The sequence below is a fragment of the Micropruina sp. genome (genome assembly GCF_027492755.1).
Taxonomy (GTDB): Bacteria; Actinomycetota; Actinomycetes; order Propionibacteriales; family Propionibacteriaceae; genus Micropruina.
Genome location: NZ_JAPUED010000008.1, coordinates 1 through 1,516 on the forward strand (window position 1 = coordinate 1; position 1,516 = coordinate 1,516).

Here is a 1,516-nt window from a genome sequence, read left to right on the forward strand (position 1 = left end):
GCCTCGCGGCCGACCGGGTAGCGGCTGAAGTACAGCGAATGCGGCTTGTGGTAGATGTCCTCGAGGCCGGCGAAGAAGATCGCGTTGAACGTGGTCGTGGTGGCCTGCGAGATGCCGCCGCCCTGCAGCGTCTTGATCTTGCCGCCCTCGATGCCGCCGCCCGCCATCCAGCCGGCCGCCGCCGTCCGCTTGCCCAGCGCGGCGTTCATGCTGAACGTCTCGCCGGGCTTGAGGAGGGTGCCGTTGACCATCCGCGCCGCCTTGCCGATGTTGTTCACCCGGTAGGCCGAGCCCGGATAGTAGGTGGTGAACTTCCCGGTGATCTCTTTGACGCCGAGCTTCTTGGCGTCGTCGGTGGTGAACGCGGGCTTCTGCGTGGTCGCCTTGACAGTGATCGAACGCCCGGACGGCTTCTCCAGCACGCCCAGTGCCGCCTTGCTCAAAGCGTCCGGATCGAGGCCGATGCCGTCCACGGAGGGGATGATCTTCGGCTTTCCCTTGGCGATGGTGATGTCGGCGTCCTTGGGTTGCTTCAGCCCGAGCGCCTTGATCGGCTTGGCCGCTGCCTTGGTCAGCTTGTCGCCGTCCAGGGTCGCTTTGAGGGTGCCGTCAGCGGGCTCGAACGACAGCGCGGCAGCGATCATCGCCGGCGTCAGCTGGAACGATCCGGACGATCCGGTCTCGACCGTGATCGGGGACGCCAGGGCCGGCTTGCCGATCTTCTCGGCCACCTGATCGGCCTCGGCCGTGGTGACCTCCGGATCCACCTGGGCGACCACCGCGGCCACGGTGGTGGTTGTCGCGAAGCCTTCGGCGAGGGCGTCCGCGGTTTGCGGCTGCTGCACGGTGACGCCCGGCTTGGCCTCGGAGCGGACGACCACGGTGCCCTTGACGCTGAGGTCGGCGTCGACCGGCTTGGTGTCGGCCTTCTCGGCCAGGCCGGCGACAGCCGCGGTCAGTTTGGCCTGGTCGCGAGTGACCACCGGCTGCTGCTCACCCCCGCCGGTCAGCACGGTGACGATGTGCGCCGGGTTCCAGCTGCGTCCGGCGCCGGCGTTGGCCACTGTCGCCGGATAGTCGATGGCCAGCCCGAGTTCGGCTGCCGTGGTCTGCAGAGTGTGTTCGCCGGCGGTGACGGTCAGCTCACGGTCGAGCCGCGGCCCCAGTTCGGAGCGCAGCTTCTCGACCGCTGCTTCGGAACTCAGCCCACCGATGGCGACGCCGGCGACGGCGGCGTTGCGCGGGGTGTTGTCGCCGGCCAGCGCATAGCCGGCGACGTAGGCGCCGCCGATTACCACCAGCGCACCCCCGGTCACCCACAGGGCAAGTCGACCGCCGCGGCGTGCTGGCTTGTCAGGGGATGGGGACACGGGCGCTCCTGAGGGTCTGCAACGAGTGTCGGCTCAGTCTACGGGAGCGCTCCGACAAGCCGGGCGACCGGTCCGCTGCACAGGTCGGCGGCGGAGATCCCGGCGTGCGCCGGGATGACGAGTACGCCGGACGACGAGTACGCCGG

The 1,516-nt window shown here is 69.3% G+C and carries 1 protein-coding gene; it reads right to left on the reverse strand.

Annotated features, from left to right (window positions below):
* The coding region (locus tag Q0066_RS00420) for a VanW family protein (protein ID WP_298128938.1) at positions 1-1,370 on the reverse strand (1,370 nt) is incomplete at its 3' end.
* Positions 1,371-1,516 lie beyond the last annotated feature (146 nt).